The sequence below is a fragment of the Lelliottia nimipressuralis genome (assembly GCF_041464075.1).
GTDB lineage: Bacteria > Pseudomonadota > Gammaproteobacteria > Enterobacterales > Enterobacteriaceae > Enterobacter > Enterobacter nimipressuralis.
In genome coordinates this window covers 4,642,640-4,661,431 of record NZ_CP167172.1, presented here as the reverse complement: position 1 = coordinate 4,661,431, position 18,792 = coordinate 4,642,640, and the positions used below count along the sequence as shown (strand labels likewise).

Here is an 18,792-nt window from a genome sequence, read left to right as displayed (position 1 = left end):
CTCAAAGTGACATGGATTCTAACGTCGCAAGACGCTAAATGAATACCAAAGTCTCTGAGTGAACATACGTAATTCATTACGAAGTTTAATTCACGAGCATCAAACTTAAATTGAAGAGTTTGATCATGGCTCAGATTGAACGCTGGCGGCAGGCCTAACACATGCAAGTCGAGCGGTAGCACAGAGAGCTTGCTCTCGGGTGACGAGCGGCGGACGGGTGAGTAATGTCTGGGAAACTGCCTGATGGAGGGGGATAACTACTGGAAACGGTAGCTAATACCGCATAACGTCGCAAGACCAAAGAGGGGGACCTTCGGGCCTCTTGCCATCAGATGTGCCCAGATGGGATTAGCTAGTAGGTGGGGTAACGGCTCACCTAGGCGACGATCCCTAGCTGGTCTGAGAGGATGACCAGCCACACTGGAACTGAGACACGGTCCAGACTCCTACGGGAGGCAGCAGTGGGGAATATTGCACAATGGGCGCAAGCCTGATGCAGCCATGCCGCGTGTATGAAGAAGGCCTTCGGGTTGTAAAGTACTTTCAGCGAGGAGGAAGGCATTGTGGTTAATAACCACAGTGATTGACGTTACTCGCAGAAGAAGCACCGGCTAACTCCGTGCCAGCAGCCGCGGTAATACGGAGGGTGCAAGCGTTAATCGGAATTACTGGGCGTAAAGCGCACGCAGGCGGTCTGTCAAGTCGGATGTGAAATCCCCGGGCTCAACCTGGGAACTGCATTCGAAACTGGCAGGCTAGAGTCTTGTAGAGGGGGGTAGAATTCCAGGTGTAGCGGTGAAATGCGTAGAGATCTGGAGGAATACCGGTGGCGAAGGCGGCCCCCTGGACAAAGACTGACGCTCAGGTGCGAAAGCGTGGGGAGCAAACAGGATTAGATACCCTGGTAGTCCACGCCGTAAACGATGTCGACTTGGAGGTTGTTCCCTTGAGGAGTGGCTTCCGGAGCTAACGCGTTAAGTCGACCGCCTGGGGAGTACGGCCGCAAGGTTAAAACTCAAATGAATTGACGGGGGCCCGCACAAGCGGTGGAGCATGTGGTTTAATTCGATGCAACGCGAAGAACCTTACCTACTCTTGACATCCACGGAATTTAGCAGAGATGCTTTAGTGCCTTCGGGAACCGTGAGACAGGTGCTGCATGGCTGTCGTCAGCTCGTGTTGTGAAATGTTGGGTTAAGTCCCGCAACGAGCGCAACCCTTATCCTTTGTTGCCAGCGGTCCGGCCGGGAACTCAAAGGAGACTGCCAGTGATAAACTGGAGGAAGGTGGGGATGACGTCAAGTCATCATGGCCCTTACGAGTAGGGCTACACACGTGCTACAATGGCGTATACAAAGAGAAGCGACCTCGCGAGAGCAAGCGGACCTCATAAAGTACGTCGTAGTCCGGATTGGAGTCTGCAACTCGACTCCATGAAGTCGGAATCGCTAGTAATCGTAGATCAGAATGCTACGGTGAATACGTTCCCGGGCCTTGTACACACCGCCCGTCACACCATGGGAGTGGGTTGCAAAAGAAGTAGGTAGCTTAACCTTCGGGAGGGCGCTTACCACTTTGTGATTCATGACTGGGGTGAAGTCGTAACAAGGTAACCGTAGGGGAACCTGCGGTTGGATCACCTCCTTACCTGAAAGAACCTGCCTTTGTAGTGTCCACACAGATTGTCTGATGAAAAGTAAATAGCAAGGCGTCTTGCGATTGAGACTTCAGTGTCCCCTTCGTCTAGAGGCCCAGGACACCGCCCTTTCACGGCGGTAACAGGGGTTCGAATCCCCTAGGGGACGCCACTTGCTGGTTTGTGAGTGAAAGTCACCTGCCTTAATATCTCAAAACTGATTCTCAGGAATCATGTTTGAGATATTTGCTCTTTAAAAATCTGGATCAAGCTGAAAATTGAAACGACACACTGCGTCTGTTCTCCGTAATAAGAACAGAGTGACGGTGTGTTCGAGTCTCTCAAATTTTCGCGACACGATGATGTTTTACGAAACATCTTCGGGTTGTGAGGTTAAGCGACTAAGCGTACACGGTGGATGCCCTGGCAGTCAGAGGCGATGAAGGGCGTGCTAATCTGCGATAAGCGTCGGCGAGGTGATATGAACCTTTGACCCGGCGATACCCGAATGGGGAAACCCAGTGTGTTCCGACACACTATCATGTCATGAATACATAGTGGCATGAGGCGAACCGGGGGAACTGAAACATCTAAGTACCCCGAGGAAAAGAAATCAACCGAGATTCCCCCAGTAGCGGCGAGCGAACGGGGAGGAGCCCAGAGTCTGAATCAGCGCGTGTGTTAGTGGAACGGTCTGGAAAGTCCGGCGATACAGGGTGACAGCCCCGTACACAAAAATGCACACGCTGTGAACTCGAAGAGTAGGGCGGGACACGTGGTATCCTGTCTGAATATGGGGGGACCATCCTCCAAGGCTAAATACTCCTGACTGACCGATAGTGAACCAGTACCGTGAGGGAAAGGCGAAAAGAACCCCGGCGAGGGGAGTGAAAAAGAACCTGAAACCGTGTACGTACAAGCAGTGGGAGCCTCTTTATGGGGTGACTGCGTACCTTTTGTATAATGGGTCAGCGACTTATATTCTGTAGCAAGGTTAACCGTATAGGGGAGCCGAAGGGAAACCGAGTCTTAACTGGGCGTTAAGTTGCAGGGTATAGACCCGAAACCCGGTGATCTAGCCATGGGCAGGTTGAAGGTTGGGTAACACTAACTGGAGGACCGAACCGACTAATGTTGAAAAATTAGCGGATGACTTGTGGCTGGGGGTGAAAGGCCAATCAAACCGGGAGATAGCTGGTTCTCCCCGAAAGCTATTTAGGTAGCGCCTCGTGAACTCATCTTCGGGGGTAGAGCACTGTTTCGGCTAGGGGGCCATCCCGGCTTACCAACCCGATGCAAACTACGAATACCGAAGAATGTTATCACGGGAGACACACGGCGGGTGCTAACGTCCGTCGTGAAGAGGGAAACAACCCAGACCGCCAGCTAAGGTCCCAAAGTCATGGTTAAGTGGGAAACGATGTGGGAAGGCACAGACAGCCAGGATGTTGGCTTAGAAGCAGCCATCATTTAAAGAAAGCGTAATAGCTCACTGGTCGAGTCGGCCTGCGCGGAAGATGTAACGGGGCTAAACCATGCACCGAAGCTGCGGCAGCGACACTTAGGTGTTGTTGGGTAGGGGAGCGTTCTGTAAGCCGTTGAAGGTGTGCTGTGAGGCATGCTGGAGGTATCAGAAGTGCGAATGCTGACATAAGTAACGATAAAGCGGGTGAAAAGCCCGCTCGCCGGAAGACCAAGGGTTCCTGTCCAACGTTAATCGGGGCAGGGTGAGTCGACCCCTAAGGCGAGGCCGAAAGGCGTAGTCGATGGGAAACAGGTTAATATTCCTGTACTTGGTGTTACTGCGAAGGGGGGACGGAGAAGGCTATGTTAGCCGGGCGACGGTTGTCCCGGTTTAAGCATGTAGGCGGAGGTTCCAGGTAAATCCGGTACCTTTTTAACGCTGAGGTGTGATGACGAGGCACTACGGTGCTGAAGTAACAAATGCCCTGCTTCCAGGAAAAGCCTCTAAGCATCAGGTAACATCAAATCGTACCCCAAACCGACACAGGTGGTCAGGTAGAGAATACCAAGGCGCTTGAGAGAACTCGGGTGAAGGAACTAGGCAAAATGGTGCCGTAACTTCGGGAGAAGGCACGCTGGTGTGTAGGTGAAGTCCCTGCGGACGGAGCTGAAACCAGTCGAAGATACCAGCTGGCTGCAACTGTTTATTAAAAACACAGCACTGTGCAAACACGAAAGTGGACGTATACGGTGTGACGCCTGCCCGGTGCCGGAAGGTTAATTGATGGGGTTAGCGGCAACGCGAAGCTCTTGATCGAAGCCCCGGTAAACGGCGGCCGTAACTATAACGGTCCTAAGGTAGCGAAATTCCTTGTCGGGTAAGTTCCGACCTGCACGAATGGCGTAATGATGGCCAGGCTGTCTCCACCCGAGACTCAGTGAAATTGAACTCGCTGTGAAGATGCAGTGTACCCGCGGCAAGACGGAAAGACCCCGTGAACCTTTACTATAGCTTGACACTGAACACTGGTCCTTGATGTGTAGGATAGGTGGGAGGCTTTGAAGCGTGGACGCCAGTCTGCGTGGAGCCAACCTTGAAATACCACCCTTTAATGGCTGGTGTTCTAACGTAGACCCGTAATCCGGGTTGCGGACAGTGTCTGGTGGGTAGTTTGACTGGGGCGGTCTCCTCCTAAAGAGTAACGGAGGAGCACGAAGGTTAGCTAATCCTGGTCGGACATCAGGAGGTTAGTGCAATGGCATAAGCTAGCTTGACTGCGAGAGTGACGGCTCGAGCAGGTGCGAAAGCAGGTCATAGTGATCCGGTGGTTCTGAATGGAAGGGCCATCGCTCAACGGATAAAAGGTACTCCGGGGATAACAGGCTGATACCGCCCAAGAGTTCATATCGACGGCGGTGTTTGGCACCTCGATGTCGGCTCATCACATCCTGGGGCTGAAGTAGGTCCCAAGGGTACGGCTGTTCGCCGTTTAAAGTGGTACGCGAGCTGGGTTTAGAACGTCGTGAGACAGTTCGGTCCCTATCTGCCGTGGGCGCTGGAGAATTGAGGGGGGCTGCTCCTAGTACGAGAGGACCGGAGTGGACGCATCACTGGTGTTCGGGTTGTCATGCCAATGGCATTGCCCGGTAGCTAAATGCGGAAAAGATAAGTGCTGAAAGCATCTAAGCACGAAACTTGCCCCGAGATGAGTTCTCCCTGACTCCTTGAGAGTCCTGAAGGAACGTTGAAGACTACGACGTTGATAGGCTGGGTGTGTAAGTGCAGCGATGTATTGAGCTAACCAGTACTAATGAACCGTGAGGCTTAACCTTACAACGCCGAAGATGTTTTGGCGAAGCAGAGACAGACGATTTTCAGCTGATACAGATTAATTGATACGCAGAGATGCGTGTTGATACAGAATTTGCCTGGCGGCTTTAGCGCGGTGGTCCCACCTGACCCCATGCCGAACTCAGAAGTGAAACGCCGTAGCGCCGATGGTAGTGTGGGGTCTCCCCATGTGAGAGTAGGGAACTGCCAGGCATCAAACAAGTGAAGAGGCCATCCGAAAGGATGGCCTTTTTGCGTTTTTGTCTTTATACAAAAATAGCACCAGACCGGCACAACAGCCCGGTTATTGCTCTGCCATCCACTCCTGAATAAACGCAACAACCCCAGCAACATCTTTTAAATCCAGAATCGGCACGGGAAGTGAAAGCGGAATATCACTGGCGACAGCAATCACATGCTGATCTACGGTCAATTCAGCAATTTCATGCCCTGCATCGCTTCTGAAAAGCAAAATCTTCGCTACCGATTCATGCTTAAATCCCTCAACCAGCACCAGATCCAGCGTCGAATGATCCATTCGGCTCACAAGATAATCCAAATCCAGCGCCTCTTCTCCCGGTGTCTCCGTCATTAATGCCCATCGTTGCGCGCTGGCTACCATGGTTTGAGCCGCACCCGCTTTTCGCAGCTCGTAGCTGTCTTTACCGGGCTTATCAATATCCATATTGTGGTGAGTATGCTTAATCAATCCTGGACGAATACCCTGCGAGCACAGGGCCGGGATCAGCTTTTTCAGAAGTGATGTTTTCCCCGTCCCACTCCAGGCGGCAATCGCTAAAACAGGTTTCATACTTTCCCCTGCAGTGTTTGCAAATCTTCCGTGGTATTCACGTTAACAAAAGCCTCTTTCAGATCGCTAAAATCAACGGAATGGCCGCCTGACTGGCGCATAAATACCATAACGCGTCTCTCCCCTGAGGCCAGGTAAGCGCGTAAATCCGGACAAAGTTTCCTGCTAATCAACGTAATCGCAGGGTGATCGCGCTCTCCGTCATGTACCCAGACGACGGGAGCGTCTTTGCGATGTTCTATCATGCGCTCAGCAAGCACAGAGGGGATAAACGGCGTATCACACGGGCAGAAAAGAAACCATTCGTCGTCTGCCTGCTGCATCACGCTCAGCATGCCAGCCAGAGGCCCAGGATAGTTAGCTAACGCATCCTGATAGACGGGATATCCGCGTTGATGATAGATATCAATGTGACGATTAGCGCTAACGGCGATTGCTCCCACCTGGACTCTCAGCGCATCGGCGACGTGCAGCCATAATGGCTTTCCATTAAGCTCTTGTAGGCCCTTATCTTTTCCGCCCATCCGCGTCGCTCTTCCCCCTGCAAGCACGACGCCGAGCACTCCCCGGCACTGATTCACGAATGTCGCCTCTTTTATTGTGGGATTGACCCTGCTAACGTGTTCCTATCAATGAAAGGAGCACTACGATGAAATGTAAACGTCTGAACGAAGTTATCGAACTTCTCCAGCCTGCCTGGCAAAAAGAGCCAGAGCTTAACCTGATGCAATTTTTACAGAAACTGGCGAAAGAGTCAGGTTATGACGGCGAACTGGCCGACCTTTCTGATGACATCCTGATCTATCATCTTAAAATGCGTGATTCTGATAAAGATGCCGCGATTCCAGGGATTAAGAAAGATTATGAGGAAGATTTCAAAACCGCGCTGCTGCGCGCCCGTGGCGTAATTAAAGAGTAAAACCTTGTAAGCGGCGCCACCGAAATCGCTGTGAAATGATATCCTGAATCATTCGTATAATTTCCGGATGATCGGATGAACGACAAGGCTTTTACTTTCCAGACATTAAACCCGGATACCATTATGGATGCTCTGTTTGAACAGGGCATTCGAGTGGATTCCGGGCTAACCCCTTTAAACAGCTATGAAAATCGCGTCTATCAATTCCAGGACGAGGATCGCCAGCGCTTTGTCGTCAAATTCTACCGTCCCCAACGCTGGTCGGCGGAGCAAATTCAGGAAGAGCACCAGTTCGCTCTCGATCTGGTGAATGACGACGTTCCGGTCGCCGCACCCATTCAGTTTAATCACCAGTCGCTGCTCACGCATCAGGGATATTTCTTTGCTGTTTTCCCGAGCCTGGGTGGCCGCCAGTTTGAGTCTGATAATATCGATCAGATGGAGTGGGTCGCTCGTTACCTGGGACGCATGCATCAGACAGGGCGCAAAAAAGCATTCAGCGCACGACCTGTTATTGGGCTTGAGGAATATTTAACGGAGCCGCGTCAGGTGTTCGAAAAATCTACGCTGATTCCCAAAGCGTTGAAAGCGAATTTCCTGAAAGCCACCGATGCCCTTATTGCTGCCGTAACTGAGTGCTGGGATGATCAAACCGATATTCTGCGTTTACATGGCGACTGCCACGCGGGGAATATTCTCTGGCGCGACGGCCCGCTATTTGTTGATCTCGATGATGCCCGTATGGGGCCAGCGATTCAGGATCTGTGGATGCTGCTGAATGGTGATAAAGCCGAACAGCGGATGCAGCTTGAAACTATCATCGAAGCCTACGAAGAATTTAGTCCCTTTAATTCCGACGAAATTGCCCTGATTGAACCTTTACGCGCCATGCGTTTTGTATATTATCTCGCATGGTTAATCAGGCGTTGGGACGATCCCGCGTTTCCTAAAAACTTCCCGTGGCTTACCGGGGAAGATTACTGGCGCAGCCAGACAACCACCTTTATTCAGCAAGTTAAGGTTCTGCAGGAACCGCCACTTCAATTAACGCCAATGTATTAATCGGACACATCAGGAGAAAGTTGATCATGAAAAAAATATGGCTGGCGCTGGCAGGTATGATTCTGGCATTTAGCGCATCTGCTGCTCAATTCAGCGATGGCAAGCAGTTCACTACCCTTGAAAAGCCGGTTGCCGGTGAGCCGCAGGTGCTTGAGTTCTTCTCATTCTATTGCCCACACTGCTACCAGTTTGAAGAAGTTCTGCACGTTTCTGATAACGTGAAGAAAAAGCTGCCTGAAGGCACCAAAATGACCAAGTATCATGTCGAATTCCTGGGTCCTTTGGGTAAAGATCTGACGCAAGCCTGGGCAGTTGCGCTGGCGCTGGGCGTGGAAGATCAAGTCACAGCACCTATGTTTGAAGCTGTACAGAAAACTCAAACTGTTCAGACCGTTGCTGATATCCGTAAAGTCTTTGTTGATGCGGGCGTGAAAGGCGAAGATTACGACGCAGCATGGAACAGCTTTGTGGTGAAATCTCTGGTCGCGCAGCAGGAAAAAGCGGCCGCAGACCTTCAGCTGCAGGGCGTTCCGGCGATGTTCGTCAATGGTAAATACCAGGTGAATCCGCAGGGTATGGATACCAGCAATATGGATATCTTCGTGCAGCAGTACGCTGACACCGTGAAATATCTGGTTGAGAAGAAATAAAAGTGAAAACGCCGGTCACAGACCGGCGTTTTTGTTTGCATACTTAAGATCGTTTATCAGCACATCTTTATCATTCCACAGCGTGTTCAGCCACAGCTGGAAACGACGTTTGAAATTCTTATCATTGATGTAATCGCCGTGCAGCTCTTCATTCACTGGCACCAGGTTTATCCTCACCACGATACGCGTCAGTTTACCGCTTAACATATCGTAAAAAGGTGTCTCGTCATTTTCCGGATAGCACAGCGTCACATTCAGCAATTTATCGAACTGCGATCCCAGTACATTAAGGGCCATCGCAATTCCCGCCGCTTTTGGCGGCAATAGATTCTTATAAGGGGAGCGAGTTTGCTGACGTTTCAGTTCCGTAAAACGTGAGCCTTCAACGAAGTTAACGATTGTCGTCGGGTGAGCCCGAAATTTCTCACAGGAGCGACGTGTCGTTTCAACATCACGCCCACGGCGTTCGGGGTGACGAATAAGATAGCTGCGTGAATAACGTTTCATAAACGGCATATCCAGCGCCCAGCAGGCCAGCCCGATAAATGGCACCCAGGCCAGTTGCTGCTTGAGAAAGTATTTGTTCATCGGAATATGTTTGCGAAACAGCACGCATAACACCACGATATCTGCCCAACTGTGGTGATTACAGAGCAGTAAATACCAGTTTTTCTTGTTCAGGCCTTCCAGCCCTTCGATATCCCATTGCAGATGCGGGTTCAGGCGTAGCAGCCATGCCAGCCCTTCACACCAGCAGTACATCATAAAATTGCAGAAGACTGATACCGCGCGCCAGACAGCAGGGACAGGCAGTAATAGTTTAATGATTCCGGCGACGATGATCGGCACAGAACAGGCGATGGTAACCAGGATCGTTAAAAAGATGCTTAACAGTAATGTTACTGCAGCGAGTAATCTCGACATGATGAGCTTTTTCAGGTAGTTAGCTGTAATCTGGCAGCCAAACCGGTGCCGCAGGGCGCTGATTTTACCAGAAAACAAATAAAGCAGGGGCTTTCACTCTACGATACCGCAGGATCTGCACCTTAACAGATTATTTGTCTGTCATACCTTATTAGGCTCTTCTTATATCCACATAGAGCAAATAGTCATCAAATGGAAATATACCGATCGGATCTATTTATAACTAACTGATAATATTCTATAAAAAAAATCATACGCGATCTGGAAACGACAATATTCTTCATATGAATTAAAAGTATGCACAAACTTATCCACAGTTTGATTTTGCGAGCGATCCCGACGATCGCAAAATCTTTTCCTGTATTCGGTGCTAAAAACTGATGTTTTCATCCTTCTGTGGCATCCTTTAGCCATAAATTGATTAAAGGCACGGACATTATGGTTCAGATTCCAGAAAACCCTCTTATTCTCGTCGACGGCTCTTCATACCTGTATCGGGCGTATCATGCGTTTCCTCCTCTGACCAATAGCGCAGGGGAGCCAACCGGCGCGATGTATGGCGTGCTGAATATGCTGCGCAGTCTGATCCTGCAATACCAGCCGTCACATGCGGCGGTGGTATTCGATGCGAAGGGTAAAACCTTCCGCGACGAGCTTTTTGAGGATTACAAATCCCATCGCCCGCCGATGCCAGACGATCTGCGCGCGCAAATCGAGCCGTTGCACACGATGGTAAAAGCGATGGGCCTGCCGCTGCTGGCAGTTTCTGGGGTAGAAGCGGACGACGTCATCGGTACGCTGGCTCGTGAAGCAGAGAAAATGGGCCGTCCGGTGCTGATCAGTACGGGTGATAAAGATATGGCGCAGCTGGTTACGCCTGGGATCACTCTCATCAATACCATGACCAATACCATTCTTGGGCCGGAAGAAGTCGTCACCAAATATGGCGTGCCGCCAGAGCTAATCATTGATTTCCTCGCCTTAATGGGCGACTCCTCGGATAACATTCCAGGTGTGCCAGGTGTCGGCGAAAAAACCGCGCAGGCGCTGCTGCAAGGCCTGGGTGGGCTGGATACGCTGTATGCCGAATCAGACAAAATCGCCGGCCTGACATTCCGTGGTGCAAAAACCATGGCGGCGAAGCTGGAGCAGAACAAAGAGGTGGCCTACCTCTCCTATAAGCTGGCCACCATTAAAACTGACGTTGAGCTGGAACTTACCTGTGAGCAGCTCGAAGTTCAGCAGCCGGTGGCGGAAGAGCTTCTCGGCCTGTTTAAGCAATATGAGTTCAAACGCTGGATAACAGATCTCGAAGCCGGTAAATGGATGCAGGCGAAGGGCGCAAAACCTGCCGCGAAGCCAAAAGAGACAATCGTTGTTGATGCCGATGAGGACGTCGAAGAGGCCGTCAGTACGCTCTCCTTCGAAAACTATGAAACGGTGCTGGAAGAAGCGCAGCTTATCGCCTGGATCGAGAAACTGAAAAAAGCGCCGGTCTTCGCCTTTGACACCGAAACCGACAGTCTGGATAACATCTCCGCCAATATGGTCGGCCTTTCCTTTGCCACCGAGCCAGGCATCGCCGCCTATGTCCCGGTCGCGCATGATTATCTTGATGCTCCGGATCAAATCTCCCGTGAGCGCGTGCTTGAGCTACTCAAACCGCTGCTTGAAGATGACAAAGCGCTTAAGGTCGGGCAAAACTTGAAGTATGACCGCGGTATTTTGCAGAACTACGGCATCGAGCTACGCGGTATTGCCTTCGACACCATGCTGGAATCTTACATCCTGAACAGCGTGGCGGGCCGTCATGATATGGATTCACTCTCCGATCGCTGGCTCAAGCATAAAACCGTCACCTTTGAAGAGATTGCCGGAAAGGGGAAAAACCAGCTGACCTTCAACCAGATCGCCCTGGAAGAGGCGGGCCGCTATGCGGCGGAAGATGCGGACGTAACTCTGCAACTGCACCTGAAGATGTACCCGAAACTGCAAAAACAGGAAGGGCCGCTGAATATTTTCGAAAATGTCGAAATGCCGCTGGTGCCGGTGTTGTCTCGTATTGAGCGTAACGGCGTTAAAATTGATCCTGCGGTACTGCACAAACATTCGGAAGAGATCAGCCTGCGTCTGAATGAGCTGGAACTGAAAGCGCATGACATTGCCGGCGAGCCTTTTAACCTCGCGTCCACCAAACAGCTGCAGACTATTCTTTTTGAAAAACAGGGCATTAAACCGCTGAAGAAAACACCTGGTGGCGCGCCTTCCACCTCGGAAGAGGTGCTGGAAGAGCTGGCGCTGGATTACCCGCTGCCGAAAGTGATTCTGGAATACCGTGGCCTCGCGAAGCTAAAATCGACTTACACCGATAAGCTCCCGCTGATGATCAATCCAAAAACCGGCCGCGTTCATACCTCCTACCACCAGGCGGTTGCGGCGACCGGGCGTTTATCATCGACCGATCCTAACCTGCAAAACATTCCAGTTCGTAACGAAGAAGGGCGACGCATCCGTCAGGCATTTATTGCCCCGGAAGATTATCTGATCGTCTCTGCCGACTACTCGCAAATCGAGCTGCGCATCATGGCGCACCTGTCGCGTGATAAAGGATTGCTGACGGCGTTTGCGGAAGGCAAAGATATCCACCGCGCCACGGCGGCAGAAGTGTTCGGTCTGCCACTGGACAGCGTGACCGGCGAGCAGCGCCGCAGCGCGAAGGCAATTAACTTCGGCCTGATCTACGGTATGAGCGCTTTTGGCCTTTCCCGCCAGCTCAATATTCCGCGCAAAGAGTCGCAGAAGTACATGGATCTCTACTTTGAGCGCTATCCGGGCGTGCTGGAATACATGGAGCGAACTCGCGCTCAGGCGAAGGAAAAGGGCTATGTGGAAACTCTCGATGGCCGTCGTCTCTATCTGCCGGATATCACCTCCAGTAACGCTGCGCGCCGCGCCGGCGCTGAACGTGCGGCAATCAACGCACCGATGCAGGGGACCGCAGCAGACATCATCAAACGCGCGATGATTGCGGTTGATGCCTGGCTGGAAAAGGACAAACCACGCGTGAAAATGATCATGCAGGTACACGATGAACTGGTGTTCGAAGTGCACAAGGATGATCTGGAAGCGGTCTCGAAAAAGATCCACGAACTGATGGAAAGCAGCATGAAATTAGATGTGCCACTGCTGGTGGAAGTTGGAAGCGGAGACAACTGGGATCAGGCTCACTAAGGGTCCAATGACTAAGACGCTGTTTATGTAAGTAAGCAACATAACAGCGTGCTTTTTGTGACGATCATTAGATTTACCTATGTAAAGAGTGAAAAAAAACTACAAAAAGTGCTTTGTCCAGCGATAAAAAAAGAGTAGAGTTAACGACGTAGGGTACAGAGGTAAGATGTTCTATCTTTCAGACCTTTTACTTCACGTAATCGGATTTGGCTGAATATTTTAGCCGCCCCAGTCAGTAATGACTGGGGCGTTTTTTATTGCGGCAAAGAAAATATTTGGACAAAAAAAACGCGGACATCGCCGCGCTTTTTATCACTCTTCCGCTTCTGTCGCGGGTTCCAGATCGTTAAACCAGCTATCAAGCTTATGACGTAAAACGTCCACACCCTGCTTTTTCAGCGATGAAAACGTCTCAATTTGCACGTCACCGCCAAATTCTACCGCGGCTTCGCGCACCAGTTTTAACTGTGCTTTACGCGCACCGCTCGCCAGTTTATCGGCTTTGGTCAGCAGCACCAGAACAGGGATTTCGCTGGCGACGCCCCAGTGGATCATCTGCTGATCGAGATCTTTAAGCGGATGGCGGATATCCATCAGCACAACCAGCCCTTTCAGGCACTGGCGTTTTTCCAGGTATTCACCCAGCGCGCGCTGCCATTTGATTTTGATCTCTTCCGGCACTTCTGCGTAGCCGTAACCGGGTAAATCCACCAGGCGCTTACCATCAGCGACTTCAAACAGGTTAATCAGCTGGGTACGACCTGGGGTTTTAGAGGTACGCGCCAGGCTTTTCTGGTTCGTCAGTGTATTCAGGGCGCTGGATTTTCCCGCGTTGGAGCGGCCAGCAAATGCCACTTCGATACCTGTATCAGGCGGTAAGTGGCGAATATCAGGCGCACTGGTGACAAAATGCGTCTGTTGGTAGTTCCAGGTAGTCACGTGGTCGTCTCCAAAAATCTTAATCTGAAGGGGAGTATACCTGAATGCAGGCAAAAGGCTTTTCACTTCGCTTCCGGGATGTAGATTAAACCCATTAGGTTTGTGAGACATTGCCCATAATCTCTATGGGACATTTAAGAGAATCCTCATGCGGTAAAAATAACATATCATTTAAAATCATAATGTTGAGGATTTGGAATTATCTGAAAATACCATTTTGGCCATTTTGGTGGCTTGTCAGAAGTACTGAAAAAGGTAAAGTAGCACCCAAGGCGAGGATGCCAACAGGATAACGACTTAGGGATAAGGGTCAGGAGCGCCAGGAGGCGAAGACTCAGGAAGACGACCAGGATGGTTAGCGCCAGGAGGCGTTCAAAAAAGGAAATGGACCCTATTAAGGATGATATTCGCTAAGGGATAAACAGGGTGAGTTGTTAGCAAACAGGGATTGAATAACCCGTTAAGGGTTGAGAGTCAGGAAAAAAGGCGACAGATTGCTCTGTCGCCTTTTTTCTTTGCTTGCTTTCTGCTAGATTTCGCCGCAATTCTATACTGAAGAAAATGGCTTAAAGACAAGGCATCATGAAAAAACCGACATCCACAGCGGGCGCTAAACGCCCGGCAAAAGCGCACCGCAAAACCCGTGAAGAACTGAATCAGGAAGCTCGCGATCGCAAACGTGCGAAAAAGCATAGTGGTCATGCTTCGGGTAGCCGTGCGAACGGCAGCAGTGCTTCAGGTTCCGCTGTGCAACAATCCAAACAGAAAGATCCGCGCATCGGGAGCAAAACGCCAATTCCCCTGGGCGTGACGGACGCCCCGGTTATCAAGCAGCAAAAACCTAAAAAGAGCGAGAAACCTATGCTTTCACCGCAGGCTGAGCTGGATATGCTGGAGAACGATGAGCGCCTGGACGCGCTGCTGGAACGTCTTGAGGGCGGTGAAGCCCTGAACGCTGAAGAGCAGAAATGGGTCGATGCCAAACTGGATCGTATCGATGAACTGATGCAGCAGCTCGGTCTCTCTTACGACGATGAAGAAGACGAAGAAGAAGAAAAGCAGGACGACATGATGCGTCTGCTGAAAGGTGGAAACTAACATTTGCACCCAGCGGGCTCTATAGTCCTTCTTATAACCCTTCCGGTTATATGTTATCTGGTGTGGTTATTCGTTAAACTACGGCGGTTGTCGCGGCGACAGAGGTGGCTGCGCACCCGAATATTGACCCGCAATGGGGTCAAAACGGGCCGCCGTATACTAACGCGACACCAACGGAAGGAGTGAGCATGTCTGTACCAAACATCGACTGGGATCTGGCCCTGATCCAGAAATATAACTATTCCGGGCCGCGTTATACCTCATACCCGACCGCGCTGGAGTTTGCTGAAACCTTCGGCGAGGCCGATTTTTTGCAGGCAGTTGCGCGATATCCTGAACGCCCGCTGTCGCTCTATGTTCACATTCCTTTCTGCCACAAGCTCTGCTATTTCTGCGGGTGCAATAAAATCGTCACCCGCCAGCAGCACAAAGCCGATCAGTATCTGGACGCCCTCGAGCAGGAAATCCTGCACCGTGCGCCGCTGTTTGCTGGGCGAAACGTAAGCCAGCTCCACTGGGGCGGCGGTACGCCAACCTATCTCAATAAAGCGCAAATCAGCCGTCTGATGGATCTTCTGCGGGCCAACTTCCGTTTTGAGGCCGATGCTGAAATCTCTATTGAAGTCGATCCGCGTGAAATCGAGCTGGATGTGCTCGATCACCTGCGAGCCGAGGGCTTTAATCGCCTGAGCATGGGCGTGCAGGACTTTAACAAAGAGGTTCAGCGCCTGGTCAATCGCGAGCAGGATGAGGAATTTATTTTTGCGCTGCTGAACCACGCGCGCGAAATCGGTTTTACCTCGACCAACATCGACCTGATCTACGGCCTGCCGAAACAGACGCTGGAAAGCTTCGCCTTCACTCTGAAACGCGTGGCAGAGCTGAATCCCGATCGTCTGAGCGTCTTTAACTATGCGCACCTGCCGACGCTTTTTGCCGCCCAGCGCAAAATAAAAGATGCCGATTTGCCCTCTGCTCAGCAGAAGCTGGATATCCTGCAGGAAACCATTACGTCCCTGACGGAAACCGGCTACCAGTTTATCGGCATGGACCACTTCGCCCGTCCTGATGACGAGCTGGCCATTGCCCAGCGCGAAGGTGTGCTGCACCGTAATTTCCAGGGCTACACCACCCAGGGCGACACCGATTTACTGGGGATGGGAGTCTCGGCGATCAGCATGATTGGCGACTGCTATGCGCAGAATCAGAAAGAATTGAAACAGTATTATCAGCAGGTGGATGAAAGCGGAAACGCTCTGTGGCGCGGCATTGCGCTTACGCGCGATGACTGCATCCGTCGGGATGTGATTAAGGCGTTAATCTGCAACTTCCGCCTCGATTTTGCCGACATCGAATCCCAGTGGGAACTCGACTTTGCCGACTACTTTGCTGAAGATCTGAAGCTGCTCGCGCCGCTGGCGAAGGATGGGCTGGTGGATGTGAGCGATAAAGCGATTCAGGTGACGCCAAAAGGGCGCTTGTTGATCCGTAATATCTGCATGTGCTTTGACGCCTACCTGCGCCAGAAAGCCCGCTTGCAGCAATTTTCACGCGTGATCTAAAACCTTCTGTGGTGCAGCGCTGACCGGGACTACCAGGCGTAGTTCTGATCAGCGCTGCGCCAACAGGCGTATAAGTGCTATTCCATTCCCAGCTCTTTCAGCTTCCGCGTCAGGGTATTTCGCCCCCAACCCAGCAGCCGTGCCGCTTCCTGTTTATGCCCCTGAGTATGGCGAAGCGCGGTTGTCAGTAACGTACGCTCCATTTCAGGCTGCGCTTCGGAAAGCAGATTTTGATGACCGGAACGCAGTGCGCGATCCGCCCATTGCGCCAGCAGCGTCGCCCAGCTGTCAGGTAACGACTGTCCGGTGCTGCTTTCGGGCGCGGTAGATTCAAACAGTTCACCCGGTAAATCCTGGATCAGCACTTCCTGCCCGGCAGCCATAACGGTGAGCCAGCGGCAGGTGTTTTCCAGCTGACGCACGTTGCCCGGCCACGCCAGTCGCGTCAATGCGGCATCGGTTTCCGGGTGCAGCAGTTTGGCTTCCACGCCCAGTTCGCGAGCCGCCACCTGCAGGAAATGGCGCGCCAGACGCGGAATATCTTCCCGGCGTTCGCGTAGCGGCGGGAGATGGACGCGAATCACGTTCAGACGGTGAAACAAGTCTTCACGGAATTTGCCTTCCTGCACGCGCTGTTCAAGGTTCTGGTGCGTGGCGGCGATAATGCGCACGTCGACTTTAACGGGGGCGTAGCCGCCGACGCGGTAAAACTGCCCATCGGCCAGCACGCGCAGCAGACGTGTTTGCACGTCCAGCGGCATATCGCCGATTTCATCGAGGAAAAGCGTTCCGCCGTCTGCCTGTTCAAAGCGGCCCTGACGAATGGTATTTGCGCCGGTAAACGCGCCTTTCTCATGGCCAAACAGTTCCGACTCGATCAAATCCTTCGGAATGGCGGCCATATTCAGGGCGATAAACGGGGCCTTCGCGCGCGGGCTGTGGCGATGCAGGGCGTGCGCAACCAGCTCTTTACCGGTCCCGGATTCGCCGTTAATCAGCACACTGATGGATGAACGCGACAGGCGGCCAATGATACGAAACACATCCTGCATCGCGGGCGCTTCGCCAATGATATCGGTCGTCGGGCCAAACACCGGCGCGTTTCGCGGCTGCTGTTGCTCCTGATAGTGGCTGATTGCACGCTCTACCAGGGCGACGGCTTCATCGATATCAAAGGGTTTTGGCAGGTAATCAAATGCGCCCTGCTGGTAGGCGCTAACGGCGGCATCCAGATCGGAGTGAGCAGTCATTATGATGACCGGAAGCATCGGATGACGTTGCTTAATCTGCTTTAGCAACGCAAGCCCGTCCATCCCCGGCATCCGGATATCCGAAAGCAGCACGTCCGGGGTTTTAGTGATGAGCGCATCAAGCACTTCGCTACCGCTTTCAAAGGTGGTGCAGTTTAATCCTGCTCCGGTAAGCGCGCGTTCAAGCACCCAGCGGATGGAGCTATCATCATCGACTACCCAGACTATCCCTCGTTGCATCGTCGTCACCTTTATTTTTTTATTGGCAGGTAAACCGAAAACTCGGTATGACCCGGCCAACTGGTAAATTCAATTTTGCCGGAGTGTTGGTCAATCAAATTACGGGCGATGGACAATCCCAGCCCGGTTCCGCCCTCGCGGCCGCTCACCATCGGGTAGAAAAGCGTGTCCTGCAGATGCGGCGGAATTCCTGGCCCGTTGTCTTCTACGTCGATTCGGGCGGCGAGGCGATAGCGCACGCCATGCAGCGTCAGCTGGAACGCGGTACGCGTACGCAGAATGATTTGCCCGCCATCCGCACCTAAGGCTTGCAGCGCGTTACGCACAACATTCAGCAGAACCTGTTCAATCTGGTCGGGATCGTGCGGCAATTCCGGCAGACTCGGATCGTAATCGCGCACCAGCGTAACGTTGGCAGGCAACTCCATCGACACCAGCTTCACCACCCGCTCAGCCACTTTGTGGATGCTCTCGGTAACGTGCATGCCTGGCTGCTGCGGCCCAAGCAGACGGTCCACCAGATTGCGCAGGCGATCGGCCTGTTCAATGATGACGTTGGTGTATTCGGCCAGCGCCGGGTCCGGCAGTGCTTTGGTTAACAGCTGTGCAGCGCCTCGGAGGCCTCCCAGCGGGTTTTTAATCTCATGGGCAAGCCCCCGCACCAGATCGCGCGCAGCGATTTGCTGTGCGTGCTGGAGCTGCTCCTGGCTCAAACGGCGCAGATTATCCATCGGCGCCATTTCCAGCAGAATTAATCCTTCCGGCAGACGTTGCGCCGTGAGGGAGAGAATGTGCGAGCGCCCGTCGATCACCAGGGTCACTTCGTTATCGGTAAAGCCCTGGCCTGCCGATAAACTTTCCTGCATCAACGCAATATTCAGCGAAAAATAGCTCAACAGTTCCGGGAGTGGGGTACCAAATAATTTACGCGAGCTTTGGGCGAGCAGCTGCTGCGCCGCAGGATTGGCGTAATGGACCGCCAGCTCGTCGTCGACCAGTAAGATACTGTTGATTAAAGAATTGAGGATCTGCCCAGCATCGGGCAGCGTGCCAGTTGCCATTAAGCAGTCTCCTGGAGTTGGGTGCACTAATTTAGTGCAGTATAGCGTTTTAGTGGTAAAAAGCGCGTGAGATCAGGTTGTTGGTGGAGAAAAAAGCCCATCCGAAGATGGGCT

The 18,792-nt window shown here is 52.2% G+C and carries 12 protein-coding genes, 1 tRNA gene and 3 rRNA genes; 10 read left to right on the top strand and 6 right to left on the bottom strand.

The window, feature by feature from the left end; genetic code table 11:
• The first annotated feature begins 107 nt into the window (after positions 1-107).
• The 4 genes from ACB496_RS22305 to rrf all read left to right on the top strand — a co-directional run bounded on the left by ACB496_RS22305 (position 108) and on the right by rrf (position 5,144).
• Positions 108-1,647: ribosomal RNA gene (locus ACB496_RS22305) — 16S ribosomal RNA — on the top strand.
• Between the two features lie 85 nt (positions 1,648-1,732).
• Positions 1,733-1,808, top strand: a tRNA-Glu gene (locus ACB496_RS22300).
• Positions 1,809-2,027: 219 nt separating this feature from the next.
• A 23S ribosomal RNA gene (locus ACB496_RS22295) occupies positions 2,028-4,933 on the top strand.
• A gap of 95 nt (positions 4,934-5,028) precedes the next feature.
• Positions 5,029-5,144, top strand: a 5S ribosomal RNA gene (gene rrf / locus ACB496_RS22290).
• Together the 16S, 23S and 5S rRNA genes with 1 tRNA gene alongside form the textbook arrangement of a ribosomal RNA operon.
• A gap of 91 nt (positions 5,145-5,235) precedes the next feature.
• On the opposite strand, the gene mobB is transcribed toward rrf, so the two are convergent.
• Both mobB and mobA read right to left on the bottom strand, forming a co-directional pair.
• The gene (mobB, locus tag ACB496_RS22285; protein WP_371973846.1) at positions 5,236-5,742 is read right to left on the bottom strand and encodes a molybdopterin-guanine dinucleotide biosynthesis protein MobB; all 507 of its coding nucleotides are present in this window, start codon (positions 5,740-5,742) and stop codon (positions 5,236-5,238) included.
• Positions 5,739-6,266, bottom strand: a complete 528-nt coding sequence (mobA, locus tag ACB496_RS22280; RefSeq protein WP_371973844.1) for a molybdenum cofactor guanylyltransferase MobA — start codon at positions 6,264-6,266, stop codon at positions 5,739-5,741. Before mobA ends, mobB begins: the two co-directional genes overlap by 4 nt.
• Positions 6,267-6,391: 125 nt before the next feature.
• On the opposite strand from mobA, the gene ACB496_RS22275 reads away from it, so the two are divergent.
• The 3 genes from ACB496_RS22275 (at position 6,392) to dsbA (ending at position 8,373) form a co-directional block, all read left to right on the top strand.
• Positions 6,392-6,661 (top strand): YihD family protein, encoded by a 270-nt coding sequence (locus tag ACB496_RS22275; RefSeq protein ID WP_102105708.1) that lies wholly within the window; start codon positions 6,392-6,394, stop codon positions 6,659-6,661.
• Between the two features lie 75 nt (positions 6,662-6,736).
• Positions 6,737-7,723, top strand: coding sequence for a serine/threonine protein kinase (locus tag ACB496_RS22270; RefSeq protein WP_371973842.1), 987 nt, complete (start codon positions 6,737-6,739; stop codon positions 7,721-7,723).
• 26 nt (positions 7,724-7,749) lie between these two features.
• On the top strand, positions 7,750-8,373 hold the full coding sequence (gene dsbA / locus ACB496_RS22265; protein WP_102105706.1) for a thiol:disulfide interchange protein DsbA: 624 nt from the start codon (positions 7,750-7,752) through the stop codon (positions 8,371-8,373).
• A 15-nt stretch (positions 8,374-8,388) separates the two neighbouring features.
• On the opposite strand, the gene ACB496_RS22260 is transcribed toward dsbA, so the two are convergent.
• Complete coding sequence (locus ACB496_RS22260) at positions 8,389-9,297, bottom strand: acyltransferase (RefSeq protein WP_181827056.1); 909 nt, start codon at positions 9,295-9,297, stop codon at positions 8,389-8,391.
• A 438-nt stretch (positions 9,298-9,735) separates the two neighbouring features.
• Between ACB496_RS22260 and polA the strand changes: the two genes are divergently transcribed.
• Entirely contained in the window at positions 9,736-12,528 is a 2,793-nt protein-coding gene (gene polA, locus ACB496_RS22255; RefSeq protein ID WP_371973839.1) for a DNA polymerase I, read from the top strand.
• A gap of 312 nt (positions 12,529-12,840) precedes the next feature.
• Here polA and yihA read toward each other — a convergent pair whose 3' ends face one another.
• On the bottom strand, positions 12,841-13,467 hold the full coding sequence (gene yihA, locus ACB496_RS22250) for a ribosome biogenesis GTP-binding protein YihA/YsxC (protein WP_102105704.1): 627 nt from the start codon (positions 13,465-13,467) through the stop codon (positions 12,841-12,843).
• Between the two features lie 582 nt (positions 13,468-14,049).
• Here yihA and yihI point away from each other — a divergent pair.
• A complete protein-coding gene (gene yihI / locus ACB496_RS22245; protein ID WP_371973837.1) occupies positions 14,050-14,565 on the top strand; it encodes a Der GTPase-activating protein YihI in 516 nt (171 codons plus the stop codon).
• Positions 14,566-14,753: 188 nt separating this feature from the next.
• Positions 14,754-16,127 (top strand): oxygen-independent coproporphyrinogen III oxidase, encoded by a 1,374-nt coding sequence (gene hemN / locus ACB496_RS22240; protein WP_371973835.1) that lies wholly within the window; start codon positions 14,754-14,756, stop codon positions 16,125-16,127.
• Positions 16,128-16,204: 77 nt separating this feature from the next.
• On the opposite strand, the gene glnG is transcribed toward hemN, so the two are convergent.
• Together glnG and glnL are read right to left on the bottom strand one after the other, a co-directional pair.
• Positions 16,205-17,617 carry a nitrogen regulation protein NR(I) gene (glnG, locus tag ACB496_RS22235; protein WP_102105701.1) on the bottom strand — a complete coding sequence of 471 codons (1,413 nt, stop codon included), beginning with the start codon at positions 17,615-17,617 and terminating at the stop codon, positions 16,205-16,207.
• Between the two features lie 11 nt (positions 17,618-17,628).
• Entirely contained in the window at positions 17,629-18,678 is a 1,050-nt protein-coding gene (glnL, locus tag ACB496_RS22230) for a nitrogen regulation protein NR(II) (RefSeq protein ID WP_129035603.1), read from the bottom strand.
• Positions 18,679-18,792: the final 114 nt, after the last annotated feature.

Coding starts and splice junctions, on each gene's coding strand:
- mobB (WP_371973846.1), bottom strand. CDS start 5,742: ATGAAACCTGTTTTAGCGATTGCCGCCTGGAGTGGGACGGGGAAAACA.
- ACB496_RS22260 (WP_181827056.1), bottom strand. CDS start 9,297: ATGTCGAGATTACTCGCTGCAGTAACATTACTGTTAAGCATCTTTTTA.
- ACB496_RS22275 (WP_102105708.1), top strand. CDS start 6,392: ATGAAATGTAAACGTCTGAACGAAGTTATCGAACTTCTCCAGCCTGCC.
- glnL (WP_129035603.1), bottom strand. CDS start 18,678: ATGGCAACTGGCACGCTGCCCGATGCTGGGCAGATCCTCAATTCTTTA.
- yihI (WP_371973837.1), top strand. CDS start 14,050: ATGAAAAAACCGACATCCACAGCGGGCGCTAAACGCCCGGCAAAAGCG.
- hemN (WP_371973835.1), top strand. CDS start 14,754: ATGTCTGTACCAAACATCGACTGGGATCTGGCCCTGATCCAGAAATAT.
- mobA (WP_371973844.1), bottom strand. CDS start 6,266: ATGGGCGGAAAAGATAAGGGCCTACAAGAGCTTAATGGAAAGCCATTA.
- polA (WP_371973839.1), top strand. CDS start 9,736: ATGGTTCAGATTCCAGAAAACCCTCTTATTCTCGTCGACGGCTCTTCA.
- glnG (WP_102105701.1), bottom strand. CDS start 17,617: ATGCAACGAGGGATAGTCTGGGTAGTCGATGATGATAGCTCCATCCGC.
- dsbA (WP_102105706.1), top strand. CDS start 7,750: ATGAAAAAAATATGGCTGGCGCTGGCAGGTATGATTCTGGCATTTAGC.
- ACB496_RS22270 (WP_371973842.1), top strand. CDS start 6,737: ATGAACGACAAGGCTTTTACTTTCCAGACATTAAACCCGGATACCATT.